Origin of the sequence: Helicobacter pylori (genome assembly GCF_014496485.1) — a bacterium.
Classification (GTDB): domain Bacteria; phylum Campylobacterota; class Campylobacteria; order Campylobacterales; family Helicobacteraceae; genus Helicobacter; species Helicobacter pylori_DD.
This window is the reverse complement of sequence record NZ_JACTAX010000003.1, coordinates 73,050-95,436: the sequence shown is the minus strand read 5'-3', so window position 1 is coordinate 95,436 and position 22,387 is coordinate 73,050. Positions and strand designations below refer to the sequence as shown.

Below are 22,387 nucleotides of genomic sequence, written 5' to 3'. Positions count from 1 at the left end.
TTTGCCCCCTTTAAGCTTCTAAAACGCTAGCGATAAAAAGGCTCTTTTTTAAGCCCTCATCGCGCGCATGGAATTGGCTAAGGCTAAAAGCGTAACCCCCACATCGCCAAAGACCGCCTCCCACAAGCTCGCTACCCCCATAAGCCCTAGCACGATAAAAACCGCCTTAATCCCCAAAGCGAACAAGATATTTTGCCAAATAATGCTTTTCGTTTTTTTAGCGATCGCTAAGACTTTCACTAACGAATTTAAAGAGTCATTGGTGATCACAATGTCCGCGCTTTGCTTGCTCAATTCTGAGCCTTTCCCCATGCCAATCCCCACATCAGCGCTCGCTAGAGTAGGAGCGTCATTGATGCCATCGCCTACAAAAATCGCCGGGGCTTTATAGCGTTCTTTAAAAGTTTTAAACACGCTCGTTTTTTCTTCAGGCAACAAGCTCGCATGATATTCACAGCCTAGAGTTTGAGCGATGCTCTCAGTCGCGCTTTTTCTGTCCCCGCTCAAAATGCAAAAATTTTCTATCCCTTGCGCTTTTAAATCCCTTAAGCACTCTATAGCGTCATCTTTAATCTCATCGCTAATGACGATATAGCCGATATAAGTTTGGTTAAAAGCCACATGCACGATCGTGCCGTTTTCTTTGGAAGGGCTGTGCGCGATATGGAATTGATCGAGCATTTTTTCATTCCCTGCGATGATTAGATCCGTATGGCATTGCGCTTTAACCCCCATCCCGCTCAATTCTTCGTAATTTTTAATGTCATGCTGGTGCTTATCGTCCTTTAACATTTCTTCGCATGCTTTTTGAATGGATAAAGCGATAGGGTGCGTGGATAGGAGTTGCGAACAAGAAGCGTAATGCAAAACTTCTTCTTTAGAATGCCCGTTTTGCGGCACAATATCTGTTACTTTAAAAACGCCTTTAGTCAAAGTGCCGGTTTTATCAAAGGCGATGCTTTTAGCTTGGGTAAGCACTTCTAAAACATGCACGCCTTTCATTAAAATCCCCTTTCGGCTCGCCGCTCCCACGCCCCCAAAATACCCTAAAGGCACAGAAATCACTAACGCGCAAGGGCAGCTCACCATTAAAGCCACAAGCCCCCTATAAATCCACTCATCAAAGCTCCCCATAGAAAACAAGGGCGGTAATATGGCGATCATTAAGGCAATGAATAAAACGCTTGGGGTGTAGTAGCGTGAAAATTTAGTGATAAATTTCTCCGTTTCGCTCTTTTCATTCGTGGCTTGTTGGACTAAATCCACCACTTTAGCGATAGAAGAATCTTTATACATTTTTTCCACTTGAATTTCAAGGACCGCTTTTAGATTCAAGCTCCCCCCTAAAACTTTAGAGCGTTCGCTGACATTAACAGGCATGGACTCCCCACTCAACGCCCTTTCATCTAGCAAGCTTTCGCCCTTAACTACCACGCCATCCACAGGCACTTTTTCGCCGACTTTCACCACCACAATGTCATTAATTCTTAAATCTTCAGGTGCAACGCTCACTAATGCATCGCCCTTTTTCAAATAAGCCAGATTAGGAGCGACATCCACCAAAGCCTTAAGGGATTTTTTAGAGCGAGCGATAGCGAGTTTTTGCAAAAATTCGCCCGCTGAATAAAACACCATAATAGACACACTCTCTTCATAAGCCCCCACGCAAAAAGCCGCAATAGTCGCAATGAGCATCAAAGCGTTTTCATCAAAAAATTGCCCTTTTCTAAGCCCACGAAACGCCCCTAAAATCACATCTTTACCGCTCACTAGATACACTAAGGCTAGCACCACAAACACCGCTTTTTCAATCAAAGGGCTAGGGTTTAGGTGTAAAATTAAAATCGCGCCTAAAAAGACAGCGATCGTAACAATGAGTGGCGTAAAACTCAAGGGCTTTTCTGCGGCCTCTTTAAAAGACAGGCTCAAATGCGGTTCATTTTGCTTGATAAAAGCCTTAACTTTTTCAAAATCGCTCGTATCCAAAAACAACTTACTGGTGCTGAAATTGATTTGAGCTTTTTTCACATAGTCTAATTTATTTAAATCCCTTTCTAATTTAGACGCGCAATCAGGGCAATCCAAATTATGAATGTGGTATTCTTGCATTTTCTCTCCCTTATAAAAATCCTTTTAAGAAATCTTTCTAAAACTCAGCGCTTTAAGCATGTGAGATTTTTCTATATTCTCGCAAGCGTTTAAATCCGCAATCGTCCTAGCGACTTTTTTGACCTTATTAACAGAACGCATGGACAGATTAAACCTTTCAACCGCTTGTTCTAACAACTTTTGCGCTTCAAAATTTAAAGGGCAAAATCGTTCGATCTGCTCTTCATTAAGCTTACCATTAAAAGCGCTCTGTTTTCTTAACTTTTGCTGTTTGAAAGCTAATAACACTAACTCATGCATCTCTTTTGAAGTCCAAGAATGCGACGGCGTGTCTTTATAATTCCCCTCTTCCATTTGCACAAACAAATCAATCCTATCCAAAAAAGGCTCGCTCAAGCGGTTTTTATACTGCGTGATTTCTCTGTCTTGGCAACGGCATGCTTTGGTAGCGCTGAGCAAATTCCCGCACAAGCAAGGGTTTTGAGCCCCTACAAATAAAAAAGAGGTGTCGTATTCAATCTTGCTATGCACTCGTGAGATCACTAATTTATTGTTTTCTAAAGGCTCTCTCAAGGCTTCTAAAATATCCTTTTTAAAATGAGGCAATTCATCAAAAAAAAGCATGCCGTTATGCGCTAACGCGATTTCGCCGGGTTTTGGCTCTCTTAAAGAGCTTGAGCCTAAAATGCTGGATTTTGAAGCGCTCTGGTGAGGGTTTCTAAAGCTCCTTAAGGGGTAATAGGCGCTGTCTTGCTCGCTTAAAATGCGTAATTTTGTCGCTTCTAAGATTTCATTCAGGCTCAAGGGAGGCAAGATATAACGCATGCGATTAATGATCATGCTTTTCCCACACCCTGGACTTCCCTCTAAAATCAAGTTATGAAACCCAGCGCTAGCGATCAAAGCGGCTTCTTTAGCGACAGCTTGCCCCTTAACTTCTTTAAAATCTAAGGCATAGGCGTCTGAAAAATAATACTCTTTATCGTTCAATTCTATCGTTTTAAAGGGTAGTTTTTTCGTGTGGGTGTCTGCTTTGGTTTCAGGGTTTTGCAAGATTTCTAAAGCTTCTTTAAAATGCCCCACAAAAAAGCATTGCAAATTAGGGATGAGCGAAAAAAGCTCTTCATTCGCCTTAGGCGCAATGATTTTGGCATGGGGGCGCTTAACGGCAATGTCTAAAAGCATGGGGAAAATGTTAGGATTGGGTTTGATCTTGCCATCAAGCCCCAACTCCCCAAAAGCAAACCACTCTTTAAAAGCCAATTCTTGTTTTTGCAAAGCGATTAAAAGAGCGATAGGCAAATCAAAATGGCTCCCGGATTTAGGCAAATCTGAGGGGGAAAGGTTGATGGTGATTTTCAAAGGCGGGAAAGTGAAATCGTTATTTTGTAAAGCCGATTGGACCCGCTGTTTGGCTTCTTGGATAGAGTTATTAGCTAGGCCTGAAATCACAAACGCCGGCAAAGCCCTTGTGAAAGTCGCTTCCACAGCTACGATTTCCGCCACCCCCCTTTGCATGGTCGCGCAAAATATCGTGTTGATCATGGTTGTTACTCGCGTTTTTGTTTTTTTTGCAGCTCTTTGAGTTCTTTTTCAAATTTCTTACGCTTCAAAATGGATAATTTATCCACGAATAACACGCCATTAAGGTGATCGATCTCATGCTGAATGGCTACCGCTAAAAGTTCGCTCGCTTCTAAAATTTTCACTTCAGCGAAGCGGTTTTGATACTCTATTTTAACCTTTTCAAAACGCTCCACCTCTTCATAAAACCCCGGCACAGACAAGCACCCTTCTCTATACATTATTGTCCCTTTAGTTTCTATCCATTTAGGGTTAATGATTTCTAGGCAATCCTCTTTGTGTTGCACGCCGTCTTCTTGCGGGAGATTGATAATGAGCATTCTTAAGGGTAAGCCCACTTGAATAGCGGCTAAGCCTATCCCCTCACTAGCGATCATGGTTTCATGCATATCGTCTAGTTGTTGGTGGAGTTTTGAATCAAAAGAAACGACTTCTTTAGAAATCGTTCTTAAGATTTTAGAAGGGTAATGGATAATCTCTAATAACGCCATGCAATCACTTCACATTTTTCTGCAACACTTTATCAATCAAGCCATACTCTTTAGCTTCTTTAGCGCTCATGTAAAAATCCCTGTCCGTGTCTTTAGCGATTTGCTCCAAACTCTGCCCTGAGTTTTGAGCTAGAATAGAATTCATCAAACCTTTAAGCCTGAGAATCTCATTAGAAATGATTTCAATATCGCTCGCTTGCCCTTGAGCCCCCCCTAAAGGCTGGTGGATCATAATCCTTGAATGGGGCAGTGAAAAACGCTTGCCCTTAGCCCCACAGCTCAGTAAAAACGCCCCCATAGAAGCCGCTTGACCGATGCAAATCGTGGAAACATCAGGGCGGATAAAATTCATGGTATCATAGATGCTAAGACCGCTTGTTATCACCCCACCGGGAGAATTGATATACAAGCCAATGTCTTTTTCAGGGTCTTCAGCTTCCAAAAACAAGAGTTGGGCCACGATAGAAGACGCCACGCTGTCATTAATTTCACCGCTCAATAAAACAATGCGATCCTTTAAAAGGCGCGAGTAAATATCATAGCTACGCTCCCCACGATCGGTATTCTCTATTACATAAGGAATGTATCCCATCATCTCTCCTTTTTAGCTGTTCAACCCACTTGAGTTTTTTGAGCGTTAGGCCTCATTTTTTCCAAAATTTCTTGCTGTTCTTTAGGCAGGTTTTTATCCAACAAATAAGCTAACACCCTATCTTCAATCATCGCCATTTTCACCGCCGCTAACATGTTATTTTTGCGGTATTGTTCAATGAGGCTTTCTGGGTTTTGCCCTGTCATCATCGCTTCATAATACAAGGTTTGAAAGACTTCATTGTCATGCACGCCAATTTTTTCTTCCTTCGCTAAAGCGTCAATGATGAAAGTGATTTTCACGCTTTTTGTCGCATCGTTCCTAAAGCTCTCACGCTTTTCTTTGGCTTTTTCTTGACTTTCTTGTAAGGATTTGACTTCTTCAGCTTGCATGGAATAAAGAGCGTTCCTGAACAACAAATCCATTTCTTGCTCTATGATCGTTTTAGGCAAATCAAAAACGATCTTTTCATCTAAATTTTCAATCAATTTTTCTTTCAGCTCTTCATTATAGAGCCTGGCTTTATTTTCTAAAAACAACTGCCCCTCAACCCTTTCTTTTAAAAGCTTTAAAGTCGCATTCTCTTCATTAGCTAGCACGATTTTAGCGAGTTCGTCATTGATTTCTAACGCTTCACGCGCTTGAATCTGGTGCAATTTCACTTTAAAAAGGGCTTCTTTGCCGGCCAAATGCTCTGCGTGGTATCCGCTAGGGAAAGTCAAAGGGAATTCTTTTTCTTCGCTAGCTTGCATGCCTAAAAGAGCCTTTTCAAAATCTTCTAGCATTTGCTTATTGCCTAAAATCAAAGTAAAATTCTCAGCCTTGCCCCCTTCAAAAGGCGTATTATCTATAAAGCCTTCAAAATCAATCGTCAATTTATCGTCGTTTTGGGCTTTTCTTTGAGCGTCAGCATCCACAAATTTCGCATAATCTTTAGCGAGCTGTTTCAAACGCTCATTAATTTTTTCTTCATTTGGAACTTCCACTCCCACGCTAGGCACGCACTCTTTGATCTTGTCTAAAACAATCGTGGGTTTTAAGCCGATGTCCGCTTCTATTTCAAAATGCGTGTCTTTTTTTTCAAATTTAGTGAGATTGGGGCTACCGATGAGATCCTTATTTTCAATCCCTAATTCCTTAAGAGCGTTTTTTAAAACCTCTTGAATCATTTCTTCTTGAGCGTCTTGTTCAATTTGGGATTGATAACGGGTTTTCACTAAACTAAGGGGGACTTTACCTCTTCTAAAGCCATCAATTTTAACTTTTTGGGCGATTTTTTGAGCGATTTTATCATAACGCTTTTCTAAATATTCAATGGAAGGTTTAGCACTCAAACGGGCGTTAGCGGTGTCAATTTTTTTCACTTCAAGATTCATTTCTTTCCTTAATGGTTAAAAAATTAAAGTTTTATAGTCATTATATCTTAATTTGTTTTAATTCCGGTTGATAAAAAGCGGTTTTAATTCTAGTTTTCAAAAATTTAAAAAACTAAAAATCATAAGTTGAAGTGAGATAGACAGAAATATTGCGCTTGAAATGAAGGGTGTATAAAGGGGTTTTAAAATAATCATTGGTTAAAAAAGGGATACGCGCGCCAAATTCTATCGCCCAATTCTTATACCTTGAAAAGCGGTAGCGATACCCTATATTTAACATCACTTGAAACATGTAAGGGTGATAAACGCTTGAAGGATCTTTAGCCCACTTTTTAAAAATCTTTGTTTCATAAAACCAGGTTTCTCCCACGAGATTTACCCCTAAAATCAATGTCCCAAAAGCGCGTTTGTATAAAAAGTCAGCCCCCACGCCATAAAAAATAGCGTTGATAAAAGTCTCTTTTCTTTGTAACTTTTCTCTATAGCTTTTAGGGATTTGCGAACTCTCCCTCAAACTATCGCCTAAAACGCCTTTATTTTTAAGAAAAAAGCCATAAGCGTAATCCAAAGAAATATAAAAGCGGAAGCCGTAGCGCTCTTTTTTAGGAAAAAATTGTTTATAGCCATAAATCAAACTGACTTCAGCAAAAGGAATGTCTCGGTATTTTGAATGGTTTTCAAATTTTTCCCTGCTCTGTAGCCATGACATTTGCACCACGCTTGTGCCATAATAGTGGGAGCTTTTGTCTATGTTAAAAAGTTTTTTTTTGGGCTTTTTAGACTCAGCAAAACATGGAGGGTGGGTTTTACCCCTTAAACACTTCTTGGCTAAAAACCGCTGGTATCCTAGATCTTCTTCTTTGGCGATCGTATAAGTAACCAAATCATCAGCCTTTAAATACACGCTCAAAAAAAACGCTAAAAACCCCCTTTTAAGCAGTTTGTTCAAGCGTTCTTTATCTTATGCGTATTTGTTTTTATCGGTTTCTTTTGCCTTTTAATTCCTTGGCGTCTTTTTGATAAGATTCTAAATTCTTTTGAGTGAGCTTTTTGTCTATTTCTTGCATGATATTTGCAAAAATCTTGTTCAAAGCGCTCTTGATCGCGTCATTAGAATTATCCGTTCCCTTAACCATAGTGCTAACTAACCCCCCACTATGGCTTGAATGGGTGGTTTTTAAGAATTTTTCTTGGATGTCCAACTCGCTCAAATCCATCGTAAAAGAATCCAAAGATTCCCCACTCATAGGCTCTAGTATGGTAACCTTGACAAAACCGGCCGGGATTAAAACCCCTTCCATTTTATCCAAACCAGTGGAGAATAATAACCCGGGTTCTGATTTTTTCTGTATGGTTCTTTTAGGATCGGGGCGTAAAACAATTTCGCCATTCATAGCGACAGCCAAATACCCTTCTTTTTTTTGCGCAAAAGAAAAATCGTCTTTATCGCTACTATCCACATTGATAACCTTGTAGCCCTGATTTTGCAAGATCTCTTCAACCTTGAGCACGGTTTGATTCTTGAATTTATTTTCATACTCTTTAGCAATATTATCGCTGTATTGGAAAGCTGGCTTTAAAAGTAGAACCTTTTCATCTAACGCTTGAACTTTCTCGCTAGCTGGATGGTAATTCAATTTCAAAGCGACTTCATTGGTTTCAATAATATGCGGGCTACACCCCACTAATAAAGCCGCCACGCTCGCGCCTAAAAGGCATTTTTTCCATGCAAAATCTTTAAAATGATTATTTGCTTTCATCGTTCTATCCTTGATTGTAATATTTTAGACTTCTATAACAACAAACCCGAAGCAACCAACACGCTTTTGTTGTCAAAATGTTATTTTACCCTAACATCTTTAGATTATCAGTCTTTTTCTATTTTTTAGCGTTATAATCCCCGCTTTTACCTCCACTTTTATATTCCAACATCACACCGCTAATTGTCATGCTCTTGTCAATGGCTTTCACCATGTCATAAATGGTTAAAAGCCCTATGCTCACACTCATTAGCGCTTCCATTTCCACGCCCGTTTTAGCTTGAGTTTTGACTCTGGCATAGAGTTTAAAACTACAAGTCTCTTCTTCTTCTAAAATGTCAATATCCACCCCATTGAGCATGATTGGATGGCACATGGGAATGAGCTCGCTTGTCTTTTTAGCCGCCATAATCCCAGCAATAATAGCAGTTTGTAACACTGGACCCTTTTTAACGCCATGATTGATAATAGCGTCATAAGCCTCTTTATTCATGCTGATACGACCGCTTGCTAGAGCGATTCTTTCAGTGGTTTCTTTATCCCCTATATCCACCATTTTAGGCTGATTTTCTCCATTCAAATGAGTGAGCGGCATTTTTTTATCCTATTGTTTGGGGCGAAACGCTTGAATGTTTTTTTCATTCACTTGCATATAATTCCCTAAAATCAAATCCACGCAATAAGGAACCGCTGGAAAAACCGCCTCTAAACATTCTCTAATGCTTTTTGGCTTACCAGGAAGATTGATGATCAAACTCTTATTCCTAATGCCAGCACTCTGGCGCGATAGAATCGCTGTAGGCACGTATTTTAAGCTAGTCATTCGCATAAGCTCTCCAAACCCAGGAAGCATTTTTTGGCACACTTTTTCTGTGGCTTCTGGGGTTATGTCTCTTAAAGCAGGGCCTGTGCCTCCTGTAGTAACGACTAGATCGCATTGGTATTCATCGCACATTTTAATGAGCGATTTTTCAATCAAGTCCCTTTCATCAGCGACAATTTCATAATGAAATTCTAAAGGATTGAGCAGATATTCGCTCAACACTTCTTGTATCGCCTTCCCGCTTAAATCTTCATAAATACCTTTTGACGCCCTATCGCTCGCGCTCAAAACGCCTATATGAATCGTTTGCACTTTAACTCCTTTTTAAGCTAAAAGCCCACTCCCTTTTAAAAGGTGGCTTCTTTCTTTGGCATAGATGCGTTCATTATCAATCAAATCGTATTTCCAAATAGGGGCGTTACGCTTGAAATCTTCAATAAAATCTTGGTATAGTTCTAAGGCATTTTTTCTATTCTTTCCCATTAAAACGCATAAAAATGAGCTTTGCCCTATCAAAACATCGCCCACGCTGTGCGCCATTTTTAACACCACGCCCAAACCTTTGGCTTTATGGCGCCATTTTTCAAACCAAGTCTTTAATAGCGCCTCATAAATATCAAAACTCAAGCCTTGAATGTTATCCTCTTCCCTCACAATCCCCACAAACACACAAAACGCTCCAAAGTTTTTCGCACAAGCTTCCTCTTGATAGGCTTTTAAAAGCTTCTCAGTATCTAATGCCCCTTGAATGATTTTTAACACCTAGCCCCCACAAACCGGTGGTAACAAACTGATCACATCGCCATCTTTTAAAGGCGCATCTAAATTGTCTATTAAGTGATCATTAAGGGCTATCGCGCAAACGCCCAACCACTCTTTTAAGCCCTCTTTTTCTTGTAAAATCGCTCTTAATTCCTTTAAATCATTCGCTTTGATGAAAAAATTTTCTTCTTTTATGGGTCCAAAAAATCGCACTTCTACCATCATTTACCCTTATATTCAATCTTTTAAAGCATGATTTTAAATATTTTTAAAACCTCTTTGAAAAGCGCTTTTAGTTTTCACAATAAATGCCCCATTTTGAGCTTTTTGACTTCCAAATACCCTTGATTGTGTTCGTTAGCGCACACGATCAAGCTCTCTCTTGTAACTTCAGCGTATTTTTCTAAAGCGGCGATTTTTTTAGGGTTGTTCGTGAGCAAGCGCATTTTTTTAATATGGTAATATTCTAAAATCTCACCCGCAATACTATAATCCCTTTCATCGTCTTTAAACCCTATCATTTCATTGGCTTGAATGGTATCATAGCCCTTATCTTGTAAGGCGTAGGCATTGACTTTATTAAATAGCCCTATCCCACGCCCTTCTTGGCGCAAATAAATCACTAGCCCCCCTTCTTTAGAAATCCTTTCTAACGCCATTTGCAACGCCCCTCCGCAATCGCATTTTTGAGAGCCTAGAGCATCACCCGTTAAGCATTCTGAATGCAGGCGCACTAAGGGGTTTTGAGGAAAATTAGGGGTGAAAATGACTAAATGATCTTTAGAGCCATTAGAACCCTTTTCTCTAAAACACTGGATACAAAACTCCCCAAATTGAGTGGGTAATTTGGCTTGGTTAGAGACTTCTAATCGTTTCAAGGATACTCCTAAAATTAGTTTTAAAACGCGTCTTTTAAAAAAAGGTATTCTATCAAAACTCTTTATAATTTTCTTAAATTTTAAGCTCTTAAAATTTGTAAGTCAAATTCAAGCCATTAGGGCTTAAACCAGAACGGATTTCATGTTTATTATAAATCCCTAAAGCTTCCCCAAGCCCTAAATCCCTAATGATAAAACCGATAGGATCCATAAGAGCGATAACCAAACGCCCTAAAAATAAAGAGCCAAAAAGCTTGCCTTCATTGCGTTGGATATAGCGCGTGAGCTGGTAAAACCCTTCCCCTAAAATGGAGCCTAATAAAGGCGTGATCACTAAATCCTGCCAGCTAGGCACTTCCACAAACGCTTCCAAGCCATATTCCCAAAAAAGCGTGGAAGTGATAAAAGAAAAAAACGCTGATGCCATCCAGCTAAACCCAGCCATGCGCGGTTGCATATAATACATAGCCCCAAAATAAGGGTGCAAAATTTCATTAAAAATAAAACTATCATTGTCTAGTTTTGGCCCCATGCGGACATTTTCAAACCAACTTTTGATCCCAAACTTTTCTCTATCCCAATTCGTTACGCTCTCTGGCATGAGATACAACCCCACAATCCCTATCACCAAAGACACGCCCAAAATCCCTATACTTGTACCTAAATATTTCCAACGGCTATTAGGGGCATAAGGGATAGTGTTGCTCTTTTTAAACTTCTTTTTAAAGTGTTGCCAAATAAGATTTTTAGGATTTCGTCTGAGCGTTTCTTCTAATTGAATGCTGTTAGCGTTTAAAAAACTACAGCCTAACCCCCAAACCACCACGCAAACTACCCAAATCTTTTGAAAGGTTTTTAGGAATATTTTCAATAATATTTTTAGGAATGTTTTTAATGAAATCAGCATAAACTTTATTATTACTCTCATTAGGTTGCAAACTTTATTGCTTGACTTAGAAAGAGTTTATTATACCTTAAAAACATTACAACACATTCAATAAAACTTAACAAGCCTCTTAAAGGCTAATCGTTTCTACAAGCTTAAGCCCAAACCCGCTCAAAGCCTTATACTGCCTGTCTTCACAAGAGCTTAAAAGCCTAAAATCCTTTATCCCCAAATTTTTTAACACTAACGCCCCGATCCCAAAATCTTTAACGATATTGTTTTGTTCAGAATGGGTGTTCATAAAGATCAAATAGCCCCCTTCGCGCTTCAAATATTCTAAAGCTTTAAAAAACACTTCAAACGCATCAGTCGTTAAAAAATCAAAATCCTCTTTGATAGGGTGGAAACGCACTAAAGGGGCTAAATCATGGGTTTTTGCACTTTTAAACTTAAAAGCGTAATGGTTTTTTTGCTGGTGGTCTAAAAAAGTGTAGCATTTCGTTTGGTGTTTTAAAAATTCTCTTTCTTCTTGGCAAAACATTTTCAGCAAACTTTCATTTTCCAAACGATAGCTAATCAAATCAGAGACATAAAGGGTTTTAAGGTTGTGCTTAAGGGCAAAGTCGCTCAAAAATTTATCCCCTCTCCTCGCCATAGAGCCGTCTTCTTTCATGATTTCACAAATCACGCTCACCGGCTTTAATCCAGCTAATTTGCACAAATCCACGCTCGCTTCAGTATGGCCCGTGCGCGCTAGCACGCCTCCATCTTTTGCAATCAAAGGGAAAATATGCCCCGGGCGCACAAAATCGCTCGGTTTGGTGGTGTCTTTACACAACAATTCAATCGTCAAATGCCTTTCAAAAGCAGAAATCCCGGTTTTGGCTTCTTTAGCGTCAATAGAAACCGTGAAAGCGGTCTCATGGTTAGAATCATTCACGCTAACCATAGGGGGCAATTCAAATTTTTTCGCTAAATCTTTGGTCAAAGACACGCAAATCAACCCCCTAGCATGCGTGGCCATGAAATTGATTTTCTCAGGGGTAGAAAAAATCCCAGCCAAAACCAAATCCCCCTCATTTTCTCTGTCTTCATCATCCATGACAATGAGCATTTCGCCATTTTTATACGCTTCTAAAGCTTCAGTAACTCTTCTTAAGATCATTCTAACTCCCTAGTTTTATTCAATAATATTGAGTTTTATAGAAAAAAGAAATATAGCATGTTTAATAACGATTATTACTTTATTGCTTTATTTAGCAAACCGCATTTAGCAAACCGCTAAAGCCTTTAAATCAATTGAATGAAACTTCCCCTATCATGCAAGAAATACTAAAAGACTTATTCTAATGTTTGCCAATTCTGATTAATTTTTGGGCTATACCTAAAAACTTTATCCAAGATTTTAATTGTGCTTTTGTGTAAAAAACGGCCAATCCTAATACTTAAAGGTAATTTTTTAGGCCTTTGTTTTTCTGTGTTGGAGTTTTGAGCGTTCATCTCATCGCAAGCGATCGCAAATTCTTCTAACACATAGTTTTTAACCCCATGCCAATAATGCCTATCCATCACGCAATCTATAGGCATCACCCATTCTTTCGTGCTGTATTTCAATAATTTTTGCGCGGCTTTGGGGGCTAAAACATACCCTTGAGTGCCAATGCCATCTTTAAAATTTAAAATTTGAGAAACCCCTTTAACGGGAGTCTTTTGTTTAGCCACATTTTCTTCTAAATGCATCAAGCGGATATAGCCTAATTCGTTGATGTGTTTATCACAAAACTCCAGGCTCTCTTTAAAACGATCTTTTATAATAATATCGTCTTCTAAAATACAGATCGCTTCATTGAGTTCTATGCATTTTTGCCACAAGGAATAATGGCTCGCATAGCACCCAAGCTCCCCAAACCCCATCCTCTTCCCGCAATGCTTGAGCGCGTAAAAGAAATTTTTTAACGCGCAAGGGGGGTGTTTTTCATTCTTACAAAAAGCCAATAAATCTTCAACCATAAAAGAAGGGTGCAAATGTTCTAAGACCAAGGGGTGTAATTGAGTGGGAGAGATTTTAGAATAGATCGCATCAAAAATTTCATAAGAGATCCCTTGAAGTTTAAGGCTCTCTAAAAGGGGGGTTATATGAGTTTCTTTTAAAGAAAAATTTTGACAGGTTTTGGGGCTTAAATGAATAATAAAAACACGCATGTTAGCCTTAATTCTTAATACAAATAAAATCAATATTAAACAGATTTACATTCTAGCGCAAATTTTAGTAAAATACGCATCATGTTAGATGATATTCCTATTACCATTCAAAAAAGTGAAAAAATCAAAACCCTAAGCTTGAATATCACGCCCTCTTTAGAAGTGATTCTAAAAATGCCCAATTCTTGCTCTCAAGCTAGAGCGAGCACTTTTTTAAAAGAACAAGAATCTTGGCTAAAAAAAACCCTTTCAGCCATGCAAGAAAAACACTCGCTCTTGCACGCTAACCTAGAAAAATATAAAAACAAAATCCTTGTGTTTGATGAGGTGAAAAACGCCAACGATTACACCCTAACAGATCTTAAAAAAATCTTAAAAACTTATTTGGAGCAAAAACTCCCTTTGATCGCTCAAAAAATGCAAACTTCATACACCCATTTCAGCATTAGAAATAACGCTAAAGTTTTGGGGAGTTGCTCCTATCATAACCGCTTGAGTTTTGCTCTTTTATTGGTTTGCGCCCCAAAAGAAGCGATTGATTATGTCATCATCCATGAGCTCGCCCACACGATCCACAAAAACCATTCCAAAAATTTCTGGCGTTGCGTTCAAATCTTTTGCCCTAATTACCGCACTCTAAGAGAGCATTTAAAACAAAGAGTTGTTTTTTATACCCAACTGCTCAAGCAACTACAGCCCTAAAGATTAAACCTTAAAAATGATAACTCACATACGCTGTGATGCTCCTAGGAGGCGCGGCTTCTTTCCCGTTAGGGCTAGTGCCTATCCCGCTAAACCAATATTTCATGTTAAAAATGTTATTGATTTGCAAGCTCGCATTAACGCTTTGATTTTTGCGTTCCCACAAAGTGCTAGAAATTTGCAAATTCCACACCCAATACCACGGCGTCATGCCCGCTGTTTTGGTAGTGATAGCCCCGTTTTTAATCGTGGGCGCGTATTCTGTGAAAGGCACGGTGTTTAACACATCTGTATAAGTTCGGCTATAAAAGAAAGAGCTCAACCCAATCGTGGTTTTGGCGTAAGTGTAACTCGCGTCTAAAATGAATTGGTGCGGGCTGACAAAAGGGAGTTTTTTGCCAAAAATATCTTTTTTAGGCCCTTTAGGATTAGCAGGGTTAGTTACCATCGTATGGCTGGTGATATTAGCGTCTATGAAAGTGTAAGCCGCATGGAAATTAAGCCCTCTAATAGGCGTGTAATACAATTCCAACTCCACGCCTTGCGATCTCGCATTGACCGGCTCTCTATTATCCCCGTAGCGCCCGGTAAAATAATTATTCGCAAAAATCACAAAATAATTCGCGTTAAAACTTACTTGATTGTTGAAATAATATCTTGAGCCGCCTTCCATGACATTAAAGATTTGAAAATAATCCGTGCTTGTGCCTGTAAAACTACCTATATTGCTGAATTGGGGCGGGATGTAGCTTCTTTGATAATTGAAATAAAACAACCAATCCTTAATGGGTTTATAGCCGACATTTAGCGCCGGATTCCATTGGTTATAACGATCTTTAATGGTTTTTCCTGTTTGGCCTGCTTTAAAAGGGGGAGCGTCTTTTTTTTCGTAATTTAAAAAAGTGTATCTCAAGCCCGGCGTGATCGTTAGCATGCCGTTATTGAAATTGATTTCATCGCTGGCATACACAGCGGTATAATTGTTGAAATTATTGAGTGAAGTTCCTGCATCAAACCCACTCCCATTATTAGGCACGCTAGGGTTTTTCCTAGTGGTGGATCGGCGGTATAAATCTTCGGTTAAAAACCGCATTCCCATGTTAAAAGTTTGTTTGATTTTACCGGTATTGACAACGAGATTGAGTTTTGGCTCAAAGGCATTCACCACGAAGCGGCGGATCTGATCAAAAAATTGCCAGCAAGGGCTATTCGTATCGCTATAAGAATACAGACCGCAATTAGGGTTAGTCGCACTGATTTCCCCCTTGCCTTTAAAGGGTAAAATCTTGTTTTGACTGCTCATATACACGCTTTGGTATTGGTTGGAAAACCCAAAATCCCTGCTCATGTCATGCGTGAAATAAGTGAATTTAAAATCGCCCCCCACTTTCCTATCCGGATCGCCAAAATAGTTTTGATACACGATCCCAAAGCGCTTGGCTCGCCCTCCATCTTGATTGTCAGGGCGCTCGTTGATGAAGCGGTTATAGGCATAATCTTGCGCGCTCAAAGTGCCTGGATGGTAAGAGTTGTATTGATAATACTGGTAATAAGCTTTAAAAGTATTGGTCGCATTAATCTTATAGATCGCATCCAACAAGTAGTTTTGCACCTTTGTAGGGCTGTTTTGCCTAAAACCTTGCCCATTAATCCAATTGCCTTGGGCGCTAATACCTATATACTTACCCAACATCCCGGCCGTTCGCCCATAAGTGTTAAACAGCATCTGATTGCCTAAAGTTTGGGCTAAAGGCTTGCCTTTTTCTTTGGGATCTACAAAACCCCCTGTGGATGAGCGCCCCCAAAAAGTGATCCTTTCAGCCGCTTGATTTTCCCACTCTTTTGGGATTTCTTTAGTGATAATATTCACCACGCCTCCAAAAGTGTTAGGCCCGTATTGGACGCTTGTGCCGCCCTTAATCACATCAATCCTATCCACTGACTGGAAAGTTACAGGGAAAATCGCCAGTTCAATATTAGAATACGGCGCGCCATAAATGGGGATACCATTGACTAAAATCATGCCCGTATTGCTATGCCCGTTACCGCCCCCACCAAAACCGCGCACTGAAATTTTAGGCAACACGCCTGTGCCTGTAGCGTCTCTGATTTGAATCCCTGGCACATTTTGCAAGGCGTTTTCAATATTCAAATTACCCGTTTTTTTGAGTTCTTTGTTGGAAATCACCGTGCGAGAGCTTGTGGAATTACGAACCTCTTCGCTTTGCCATGAAAGCGGCGCGCTGGAACTGAATTTTTGCTCGGTGGTTGTAACTTTTTTTAAAAAATGGTGCTTATCTTTCGCGCTCATAAAAGAATTAAAAGTCCAAAAAGTCAAAACGACCGACGCTAAAAAATACGGGGTTTTTACCCTCAAATAACCATTCATTATGATAACCTTTCTTATTTAATTCAAACCGATGCATATTATAAAAATAATTATTATAATTAACTTAAATTTTGAAGTTTGATTCTATTGATTTACAATTTGTTATCAAAACGATTTGAAAAAGGTTTTTAGTGTTTTTTATTTTTTTTTGCAAACAGCCGCTAAGCGTTTTTTAAAACAGAATGTTAGGGGGGTTTTAGGGCATGTTATTGATAAATTTTACGGAGAGATCATCACAACCGCTATCGCAAAACCAGCGTCATGGCTGATGCTCGCGCTCAAGCCTTGGATGTTAAAATAATCCATTTTTTCTTTAGAAAGGGTGATTAAGGGGGCGTTTTTAGGGCTTTTAGAAATACGCATATCTAAAAAGCTCAATTCCTTACCAATGCCCACTTGAAGGGCTTTAGAGCAAGCTTCTTTAAGCGCAAAAAACCCGGCGATACTGCTAGATTTGTCCTTACACAAAACAATCTCACTTGGCGATAAAAAACGCTCTAAAAACCTCATTTTAAAGCGTTTCACGCACTTTTCTATCCTAGCAATAGAGACAATATCTATGCCAATCATTTAAAACTATTGGATGATAAAATCAGTGAAAAAGACATTTTTAATAAAGCCATCAATCAAAAACGAATTCAAATGGCTCTTAATTTCATCTTTAAGCTTGTTTTTGCCTTTGTTAGTAACCACTTCTTCCACGCTTTTAGACGATAGAATCTCTATAATCGTGTCTTTAATCGCTGTGTCCTTAACCTTGACTTCATTTAAAAGCTTTTCATTACTCAATTCTAACGAAATGGAAGCCTTAAGGTAGCGTCTGCCATTTTGAGAGACCAAATTCACCGCAAAAGGCGCATCAATCGCATACAAAGGTCCAAGCACTAAATATTGCTGGATATTAGAGCCTTCTTTGGCTTCTTGATTTTTGTTCGCCATAGGATTAGCTTGAACTTCTTGGGTGTTTTTAGAAGCGTTTTCTTTGGATTCTTCCTTATTCCCCATAAGCAGCATGATAATCACCCCCACCAACAAAAGCATCACTAGCACGCTTCCAATGATGACAAATAAAAGGGCTTTGCTTTTTTTTTGGGGTTGTTGTGCGGTATTTTCTTGTTCTTCTGCCATGCCTATTCCTATTGAAAATAAGTTAAAGTGGTTTTCCCGAATTTTTTCTGTTTGATTATAGCTAAAGTTGCGAGACTTTTAGGCATTTCATGCAGGCTTTCATGCTCAAAAACCACTAAAAGATTTTTTGAATGAGAGCGGTTTAATAACCTTTCTAAAGCTTGGAAACACTTTTCATAAACCCCTAAAAACCCGCTTGTTTCAAAAGGAGGATCTAAATAAATAATATTTAAAACGCCATCTTTTAAGCACAGCGTGGGTAAAAGCTTGAAAGCGTCATCTAAAAAGGTTTGAATTTCCATTTCCTTTTTCAGGCGGTTTTTAAAGAGGGCGATATTTTCTAAAAGCGTGGCGTAAGCGCTTTTATTTTGCTCAAAAAACACCGCGCTTTTAGCCCCCCTACTCAAAGCTTCTAAACCCATAGAAGCGCTGCCTGAAAACACTTCTATAAAATGCGCTCCTATAATTTCTGCTTGCAAGGTGTTAAAAAACGACTCTCTTACGATCGCTTTGGTGGGGCGCGTGCTAGAAGTTTTAGGCAGATTCAAGCCCAATCCCTTACAAGCCCCTCCAATAATCTTAAATTTTTTTACTGACTGATGATTTGGCATAGTTTTTGGGTGTATTCTTCTAATAATTGCTTAATCTTTTGCTCTTTAGAAATTTTCATTTCTTCGCAAGGTTTTTCGCTCTCTTTTAAAGCACGATAATAATTCTCTGTATCTTCTTTCACGCTCTGTTTGGTGAAAGGCTTTCTTAAGCGTTCTTCTATAAAGCATAGGGGCTTATTAATCTCTAGCGTTTCATCATCGCTTAAAACAAAATCGCAAACTCCCATAGGAGAAAGGCAATCGCTCAAATAAAATTCCAAACTCTTTTGGATCAACAAAGACTTACAAGAAAGAAAAATTTTCAAAAAACCCCCTTTATCCCATCAATAGACTTAAATGGTTTCAAATTATAGCGATTCTTTCTTTTAAATACCAATATTAAATAAACTCAAAAATTGTTTCATTTTGTAAAAAAGAAAAATAGAATGTTAAAAATAAAGCTCAAATAACATCTTTTTTTTTTTTTGGTATAATGGCCGGCGAAGGTAAGAGCGAAGGGCGTATCATATTCCTTCCTTCTTTACTATAACTTAGCATTTTAATCAACTTTTTCATTAAAATGTCCTGACGCTCTTACCTTACTTAAACTTAGAAAGCGGGTTAGTTCCTCTCCAACTTTTCAAACAAACCGAGTCCCAAAAGCGTAGCGTTTAGTAGTAAATACTTAGTATTTAATATTTTAAAGATCCAAGATACCAATCCCCCCCTTAAAACGCAAATTCTTTATTATTAATAATTATTTTGTTATTAGATTGTAAAAATACTTTTGATCATTTTTTTATATTTTATTTTTTCACGAATTCTAACGCTTTAAAACGCTCCCCCAAACCCCCAGGGCTAATTAGGGGCTTGATTTTAGCCGCTTCTTTTAAATACCTTTCATAACTCACGCTCTTTGAAAACATTTCTAACAATCCCATAAGCCCCATATCCAGCAAAGCGTTAGCCTGCGATTTGAAGAATGAAAATCGCGCATGGTGTTTTTCAAACAAAAAGCGCACCAAAGAAAAATTGACATCATAAGTCAAATCGCTTTGCTGATACAAAGAAGCCAGATGGTTTAAAATATCCTTAAAATCCAGCGCTTGGTGGTTTTTAAAAGCCCTTAAATGCAAGTCCTTTCTCTCTGTTTCATCGCCATAATCAAAGCTCAAAAACACCCAAGAAGAAGCCTCGTTCAATTTTTCTAACAAATTTTTAATGAAAGCCTCTAAAAATAACGGCGCGCACCCTTCTTTTAAATTCAAATTTTTAAGAAGTTCTTTAGTGGGTTCATCAATACCGCCCCAAACGCCCTGATGATCATGGGTGATAAAAAGCATTTGATTGTCTTTAATGATCTCGCAAGCGAACGCGTCAAACAATTCGTTAGAGACAACGAACGCGCTTTTTTTTTCTTTAAAATCAAGCTCTTCTAAAGTGCAACTGATTAGATCCAATTGCGTGGCTTGCTTGAAAATAGTTCGTTGGATATTTTGCAATTCCTTTAAAGGCTCACAGCTGACAAATTCGCATTTTTCCATTACGCCCACGCTCAAAGCGTTTAAAAAACTGGCTATATCGCTTAAAAAATGCCCATGATGAGAGCCAATTTCTATAATTTTTAAAGGCAAAAATAATTTTTCTTCTTCTAAAAGCCTAATGATATAAAACGCAATAGCGCCCCCAAAAAACTTACTCAAAGACACCGAAGTGTAAAAATCCCCTTTTGGACCGATTAGCGCCTTTCTGTAATACCCCTTTTCGCCATAAAGCCACTCTTGCATGTAATTCCCAAACGATCGCACGATTTCCCTTTTATTCAAACTCATTTTAACCAACCATAAGAGACCGCTATTCTAGTCAAAATCGCCTTATTTTTGCGCTATGATATTCAATAATAATGACTTTTTAAGCTAGTTTAGTAGGGAGTTAGTAGTGTGGAAATTTTAAGGCGAGAATGCGGGGCGGTGGAAGAAAACGCTTATATTGTGAAGCTTTCTAGTGGGATAGATTTTATTATCGATCCCGGATTTTCTAGCAGCGAATGGGTGTTAGAAAACGCTAAAAACCCTAAGGCGATTTTAATCACGCATGGGCATTATGATCATGTATGGGATAGCGCTCAATTGTCAAAAACCCTTAAAGACACCCCCATTTACGCCCCCAAAGACGATGTGTTCATGCTAGAAAATGATATTTTCCATTTAGGCATGCCGGTTTTTAGCCCCAATTTTAGCGTGCCTTGCAATAAGGGTTGCACCACTTTAGAGATAGCAAACACCACCATTAAATACTGGCATTTTCCCGGACACACGCCCGGTTGCTCTATCATAGAAATTGAAGGGGTAATTTTTAGCGGGGATTTTATCTTTTATCGCAGCATTGGCCGTTATGATTTCCCTTATTCTAATGAAAAAGACATGAAAGAGTCCCTGTTAAGGTTTCAAAATTTAGATTTCTCTAAAGACATAGAGATTTATCCAGGGCATGGGGATAAAACAAGTTTTTTTGCCGAAAGAGAGCATTCTAAAATTTGGGTTTCAAGGATGGCTTAATTGTTAAGCCGGCTAGACAAAGAGCGTTATTTGCGCCATATCATGCTAGAAGATGTGGGCGAAGAAGGCCAATTGAAGCTTTTAAAATCTAGCGTTTTAGTCATTGGAGCCGGGGGGCTTGGATCGGCGGTTTTGATGTATTTGTGTGCCGCTGGGATAGGAAAAATAGGTATTGTGGATTTTGATTCAGTAGATATGAGTAATTTGCAACGCCAAATCATCCATTCACAGGATTTTTTAAACCAACCTAAAGTCTCTAGCGCGAAAGCGCGCTTAAAACAACTCAATGCTAGCATTGAAATAGAGGCTTTTGAAGAACGCTTTAAGGCTCATAACGCTCTTTCTCTCGTAGAGCCTTACGATTTTATCATAGACGCTACAGACAATTTCAACGCTAAATTTTTGATCAATGACGCTTGCGTGTTAGCCCAAAAACCCTATTCGCATGCCGGGGTTTTAAAATACAGGGGGCAAAGCATGAGCGTTTTACCCCATAGCGCATGCTTAGCATGTGTTTTTGATAAGCCCCCTAAAAAGGGATTAAATCCTATTTCAGGACTTTTTGGGGTCTTACCTGGGGTTTTAGGGTGTATCCAAGCGAGCGAATGCCTTAAATATTTTTTAGGGTTTGAAACTTTACTTATAAATACTTTACTTATAGCCGATATTAAAACGATGGATTTTAAAAAAATTCAAGCACCCAAAAACCCTGATTGTAGGGTTTGTGGCACGCATAAAATCACGCATTTACAGGATTATGAAATTTAGATTAAGGGGTAAGTTTTGGATTTATCAACCATACTAGGCTTGGTATTGGCGGTCGCTTCTATTTCGCTAGGCGATATTTTAGAAGATGGCAACCCGTTGCACATTATCCATTTGAGTTCAGTTATTATCATTGTGCCTACTTCGCTTTTTGCCGCCATGACAGGCACGCATGCTCGTTACGTGAAAGCCGCTTACAAAGAGATAAAAATTGTTTTTTTAAACCCTAAAATCAATTTAAACGAAACCATTAAAAATTTAGTGGAATTAGCCACTCTGGCTAGAAAAGATGGGGTGTTGAGTTTGGAGGGGCGAGTGGCGCAAATTGAAGACGATTTCACCCGTAATGGTTTGTCTATGATCATAGATGGCAAGGATTTAAAATCCGTTAAGGAAAGCTTAGAAATCAGCATTGAAGAAATGGAAGAGTATTACCACGGCGCCGCTCATTATTGGGAGACTGCCGGTGAGACCGCTCCTACTATGGGGTTAGTGGGGGCGGTTATGGGGCTTATGCTAGCCTTGCAAAAACTGGATAACCCGGCTGAAATGGCAGCAGGGATCGCTGGGGCTTTTACGGCCACTGTTACAGGGATTATGTGCGCTTATGCGATTTTTGGCCCTTTTGGGCATAAGCTCAAGGCTAAGTCTAAAGACATTATCAAAGAAAAAACCGTTCTTTTAGAGGGGATTTTAGGCATCGCTAATGGGGAAAATCCAAGGGATTTAGAAAACAAACTCTTAAACTACATCGCTCCCGGTGAGCCTAAAAAATCTCAATTTGAGGGCTAA

The 22,387-nt window shown here is 39.1% G+C and carries 25 protein-coding genes; 4 read left to right on the top strand and 21 right to left on the bottom strand.

Translation table 11 applies throughout. The annotated features are described in order from the left end of the window. Positions 1-48: 48 nt before the first annotated feature. The 15 genes from IC572_RS02545 to IC572_RS02475 form a co-directional block, all read right to left on the bottom strand. Positions 49-2,109 (bottom strand): heavy metal translocating P-type ATPase, encoded by a 2,061-nt coding sequence (locus tag IC572_RS02545; protein WP_187854963.1) that lies wholly within the window; start codon positions 2,107-2,109, stop codon positions 49-51. 24 nt (positions 2,110-2,133) lie between these two features. Further along, positions 2,134-3,654 carry a YifB family Mg chelatase-like AAA ATPase gene (locus tag IC572_RS02540; RefSeq protein ID WP_187854962.1) on the bottom strand — a complete coding sequence of 507 codons (1,521 nt, stop codon included), beginning with the start codon at positions 3,652-3,654 and terminating at the stop codon, positions 2,134-2,136. 5 nt (positions 3,655-3,659) lie between these two features. Further along, on the bottom strand, positions 3,660-4,184 hold the full coding sequence (def, locus tag IC572_RS02535; RefSeq protein WP_127957734.1) for a peptide deformylase: 525 nt from the start codon (positions 4,182-4,184) through the stop codon (positions 3,660-3,662). Between the two features lie 4 nt (positions 4,185-4,188). After that, positions 4,189-4,776 carry an ATP-dependent Clp endopeptidase proteolytic subunit ClpP gene (gene clpP / locus IC572_RS02530; RefSeq protein WP_000540573.1) on the bottom strand — a complete coding sequence of 196 codons (588 nt, stop codon included), beginning with the start codon at positions 4,774-4,776 and terminating at the stop codon, positions 4,189-4,191. Between the two features lie 20 nt (positions 4,777-4,796). Further along, the gene (gene tig, locus IC572_RS02525) at positions 4,797-6,152 is read right to left on the bottom strand and encodes a trigger factor (RefSeq protein WP_187854961.1); all 1,356 of its coding nucleotides are present in this window, start codon (positions 6,150-6,152) and stop codon (positions 4,797-4,799) included. Positions 6,153-6,264: 112 nt separating this feature from the next. Then, positions 6,265-7,101 (bottom strand): outer membrane protein, encoded by an 837-nt coding sequence (locus IC572_RS02520; RefSeq protein ID WP_187854960.1) that lies wholly within the window; start codon positions 7,099-7,101, stop codon positions 6,265-6,267. A 28-nt stretch (positions 7,102-7,129) separates the two neighbouring features. Further along, positions 7,130-7,912 (bottom strand): flagellar sheath lipoprotein HpaA, encoded by a 783-nt coding sequence (gene hpaA / locus IC572_RS02515; protein ID WP_187854959.1) that lies wholly within the window; start codon positions 7,910-7,912, stop codon positions 7,130-7,132. Between the two features lie 118 nt (positions 7,913-8,030). Next, positions 8,031-8,507, bottom strand: coding sequence for a cyclic pyranopterin monophosphate synthase MoaC (gene moaC / locus IC572_RS02510; RefSeq protein WP_187854958.1), 477 nt, complete (start codon positions 8,505-8,507; stop codon positions 8,031-8,033). 9 nt (positions 8,508-8,516) lie between these two features. Beyond that, the gene (gene mog / locus IC572_RS02505) at positions 8,517-9,047 is read right to left on the bottom strand and encodes a molybdopterin adenylyltransferase (RefSeq protein WP_001193317.1); all 531 of its coding nucleotides are present in this window, start codon (positions 9,045-9,047) and stop codon (positions 8,517-8,519) included. Between the two features lie 12 nt (positions 9,048-9,059). Further along, complete coding sequence (locus IC572_RS02500) at positions 9,060-9,497, bottom strand: molybdopterin synthase catalytic subunit (RefSeq protein ID WP_187854957.1); 438 nt, start codon at positions 9,495-9,497, stop codon at positions 9,060-9,062. Further along, entirely contained in the window at positions 9,498-9,719 is a 222-nt protein-coding gene (locus IC572_RS02495) for a MoaD/ThiS family protein (RefSeq protein ID WP_000230569.1), read from the bottom strand. A gap of 77 nt (positions 9,720-9,796) precedes the next feature. Next, complete coding sequence (gene ribA / locus IC572_RS02490; RefSeq protein WP_000825011.1) at positions 9,797-10,375, bottom strand: GTP cyclohydrolase II; 579 nt, start codon at positions 10,373-10,375, stop codon at positions 9,797-9,799. A gap of 88 nt (positions 10,376-10,463) precedes the next feature. After that, positions 10,464-11,240: a DUF3943 domain-containing protein gene (locus IC572_RS02485; protein WP_332246565.1), complete on the bottom strand. Its 777-nt coding sequence runs from the start codon at positions 11,238-11,240 to the stop codon at positions 10,464-10,466. Positions 11,241-11,391: 151 nt separating this feature from the next. Then, on the bottom strand, positions 11,392-12,426 hold the full coding sequence (locus IC572_RS02480) for a bifunctional 3,4-dihydroxy-2-butanone 4-phosphate synthase/GTP cyclohydrolase II (RefSeq protein ID WP_187854955.1): 1,035 nt from the start codon (positions 12,424-12,426) through the stop codon (positions 11,392-11,394). Positions 12,427-12,602: 176 nt separating this feature from the next. Then, on the bottom strand, positions 12,603-13,463 hold the full coding sequence (locus IC572_RS02475) for a glycosyltransferase family 25 protein (RefSeq protein ID WP_078242946.1): 861 nt from the start codon (positions 13,461-13,463) through the stop codon (positions 12,603-12,605). Between the two features lie 81 nt (positions 13,464-13,544). On the opposite strand from IC572_RS02475, the gene IC572_RS02470 reads away from it, so the two are divergent. Beyond that, positions 13,545-14,165, top strand: a complete 621-nt coding sequence (locus IC572_RS02470; RefSeq protein ID WP_187854954.1) for a M48 family metallopeptidase — start codon at positions 13,545-13,547, stop codon at positions 14,163-14,165. Between the two features lie 10 nt (positions 14,166-14,175). Here the strand turns inward: IC572_RS02470 and IC572_RS02465 are convergent, their stop codons facing one another. The 6 genes from IC572_RS02465 to IC572_RS02440 all read right to left on the bottom strand — a co-directional run bounded on the left by IC572_RS02465 (position 14,176) and on the right by IC572_RS02440 (position 20,104). Continuing rightward, entirely contained in the window at positions 14,176-16,572 is a 2,397-nt protein-coding gene (locus tag IC572_RS02465; RefSeq protein ID WP_187855027.1) for a TonB-dependent receptor family protein, read from the bottom strand. 201 nt (positions 16,573-16,773) lie between these two features. Continuing rightward, entirely contained in the window at positions 16,774-17,124 is a 351-nt protein-coding gene (acpS, locus tag IC572_RS02460; protein WP_187854953.1) for a holo-ACP synthase, read from the bottom strand. A gap of 6 nt (positions 17,125-17,130) precedes the next feature. After that, a complete protein-coding gene (fliL, locus tag IC572_RS02455) occupies positions 17,131-17,682 on the bottom strand; it encodes a flagellar basal body-associated protein FliL (RefSeq protein WP_000797032.1) in 552 nt (183 codons plus the stop codon). Positions 17,683-17,690: 8 nt separating this feature from the next. Continuing rightward, on the bottom strand, positions 17,691-18,293 hold the full coding sequence (gene rsmD, locus IC572_RS02450; RefSeq protein WP_187854952.1) for a 16S rRNA (guanine(966)-N(2))-methyltransferase RsmD: 603 nt from the start codon (positions 18,291-18,293) through the stop codon (positions 17,691-17,693). Next, a complete protein-coding gene (locus IC572_RS02445; protein WP_187854951.1) occupies positions 18,272-18,598 on the bottom strand; it encodes a dihydroneopterin aldolase in 327 nt (108 codons plus the stop codon). Before IC572_RS02445 ends, rsmD begins: the two co-directional genes overlap by 22 nt. A gap of 480 nt (positions 18,599-19,078) precedes the next feature. Next, on the bottom strand, positions 19,079-20,104 hold the full coding sequence (locus tag IC572_RS02440; protein ID WP_187854950.1) for a class I SAM-dependent methyltransferase: 1,026 nt from the start codon (positions 20,102-20,104) through the stop codon (positions 19,079-19,081). Between the two features lie 108 nt (positions 20,105-20,212). Between IC572_RS02440 and IC572_RS02435 the strand changes: the two genes are divergently transcribed. The 3 genes from IC572_RS02435 to motA are packed head-to-tail and all read left to right on the top strand — an operon-like array spanning position 20,213 to position 22,387. Next, the gene (locus IC572_RS02435; protein WP_000404711.1) at positions 20,213-20,830 is read left to right on the top strand and encodes an MBL fold metallo-hydrolase; all 618 of its coding nucleotides are present in this window, start codon (positions 20,213-20,215) and stop codon (positions 20,828-20,830) included. After that, positions 20,831-21,598 (top strand): HesA/MoeB/ThiF family protein, encoded by a 768-nt coding sequence (locus tag IC572_RS02430; RefSeq protein ID WP_187854949.1) that lies wholly within the window; start codon positions 20,831-20,833, stop codon positions 21,596-21,598. It abuts the gene before it with no gap. A 15-nt stretch (positions 21,599-21,613) separates the two neighbouring features. Then, a complete protein-coding gene (gene motA / locus IC572_RS02425; protein WP_000366184.1) occupies positions 21,614-22,387 on the top strand; it encodes a flagellar motor stator protein MotA in 774 nt (257 codons plus the stop codon).

What these genes read in the sequence shown, in the direction of transcription:
- IC572_RS02545 (WP_187854963.1), bottom strand. Translation starts at nt 2,109, where the DNA reads ATGCAAGAATACCACATTCATAATTTGGATTGCCCTGATTGCGCGTCT.
- IC572_RS02540 (WP_187854962.1), bottom strand. Translation starts at nt 3,654, where the DNA reads ATGATCAACACGATATTTTGCGCGACCATGCAAAGGGGGGTGGCGGAA.
- def (WP_127957734.1), bottom strand. Translation starts at nt 4,184, where the DNA reads ATGGCGTTATTAGAGATTATCCATTACCCTTCTAAAATCTTAAGAACG.
- clpP (WP_000540573.1), bottom strand. Translation starts at nt 4,776, where the DNA reads ATGGGATACATTCCTTATGTAATAGAGAATACCGATCGTGGGGAGCGT.
- tig (WP_187854961.1), bottom strand. Translation starts at nt 6,152, where the DNA reads ATGAATCTTGAAGTGAAAAAAATTGACACCGCTAACGCCCGTTTGAGT.
- hpaA (WP_187854959.1), bottom strand. Translation starts at nt 7,912, where the DNA reads ATGAAAGCAAATAATCATTTTAAAGATTTTGCATGGAAAAAATGCCTT.
- moaC (WP_187854958.1), bottom strand. Translation starts at nt 8,507, where the DNA reads ATGCCGCTCACTCATTTGAATGGAGAAAATCAGCCTAAAATGGTGGAT.
- IC572_RS02495 (WP_000230569.1), bottom strand. Translation starts at nt 9,719, where the DNA reads ATGGTAGAAGTGCGATTTTTTGGACCCATAAAAGAAGAAAATTTTTTC.
- IC572_RS02480 (WP_187854955.1), bottom strand. Translation starts at nt 12,426, where the DNA reads ATGATCTTAAGAAGAGTTACTGAAGCTTTAGAAGCGTATAAAAATGGC.
- IC572_RS02475 (WP_078242946.1), bottom strand. Translation starts at nt 13,463, where the DNA reads ATGCGTGTTTTTATTATTCATTTAAGCCCCAAAACCTGTCAAAATTTT.
- IC572_RS02470 (WP_187854954.1), top strand. Translation starts at nt 13,545, where the DNA reads ATGTTAGATGATATTCCTATTACCATTCAAAAAAGTGAAAAAATCAAA.
- acpS (WP_187854953.1), bottom strand. Translation starts at nt 17,124, where the DNA reads ATGATTGGCATAGATATTGTCTCTATTGCTAGGATAGAAAAGTGCGTG.
- fliL (WP_000797032.1), bottom strand. Translation starts at nt 17,682, where the DNA reads ATGGCAGAAGAACAAGAAAATACCGCACAACAACCCCAAAAAAAAAGC.
- rsmD (WP_187854952.1), bottom strand. Translation starts at nt 18,293, where the DNA reads ATGCCAAATCATCAGTCAGTAAAAAAATTTAAGATTATTGGAGGGGCT.
- IC572_RS02440 (WP_187854950.1), bottom strand. Translation starts at nt 20,104, where the DNA reads ATGAGTTTGAATAAAAGGGAAATCGTGCGATCGTTTGGGAATTACATG.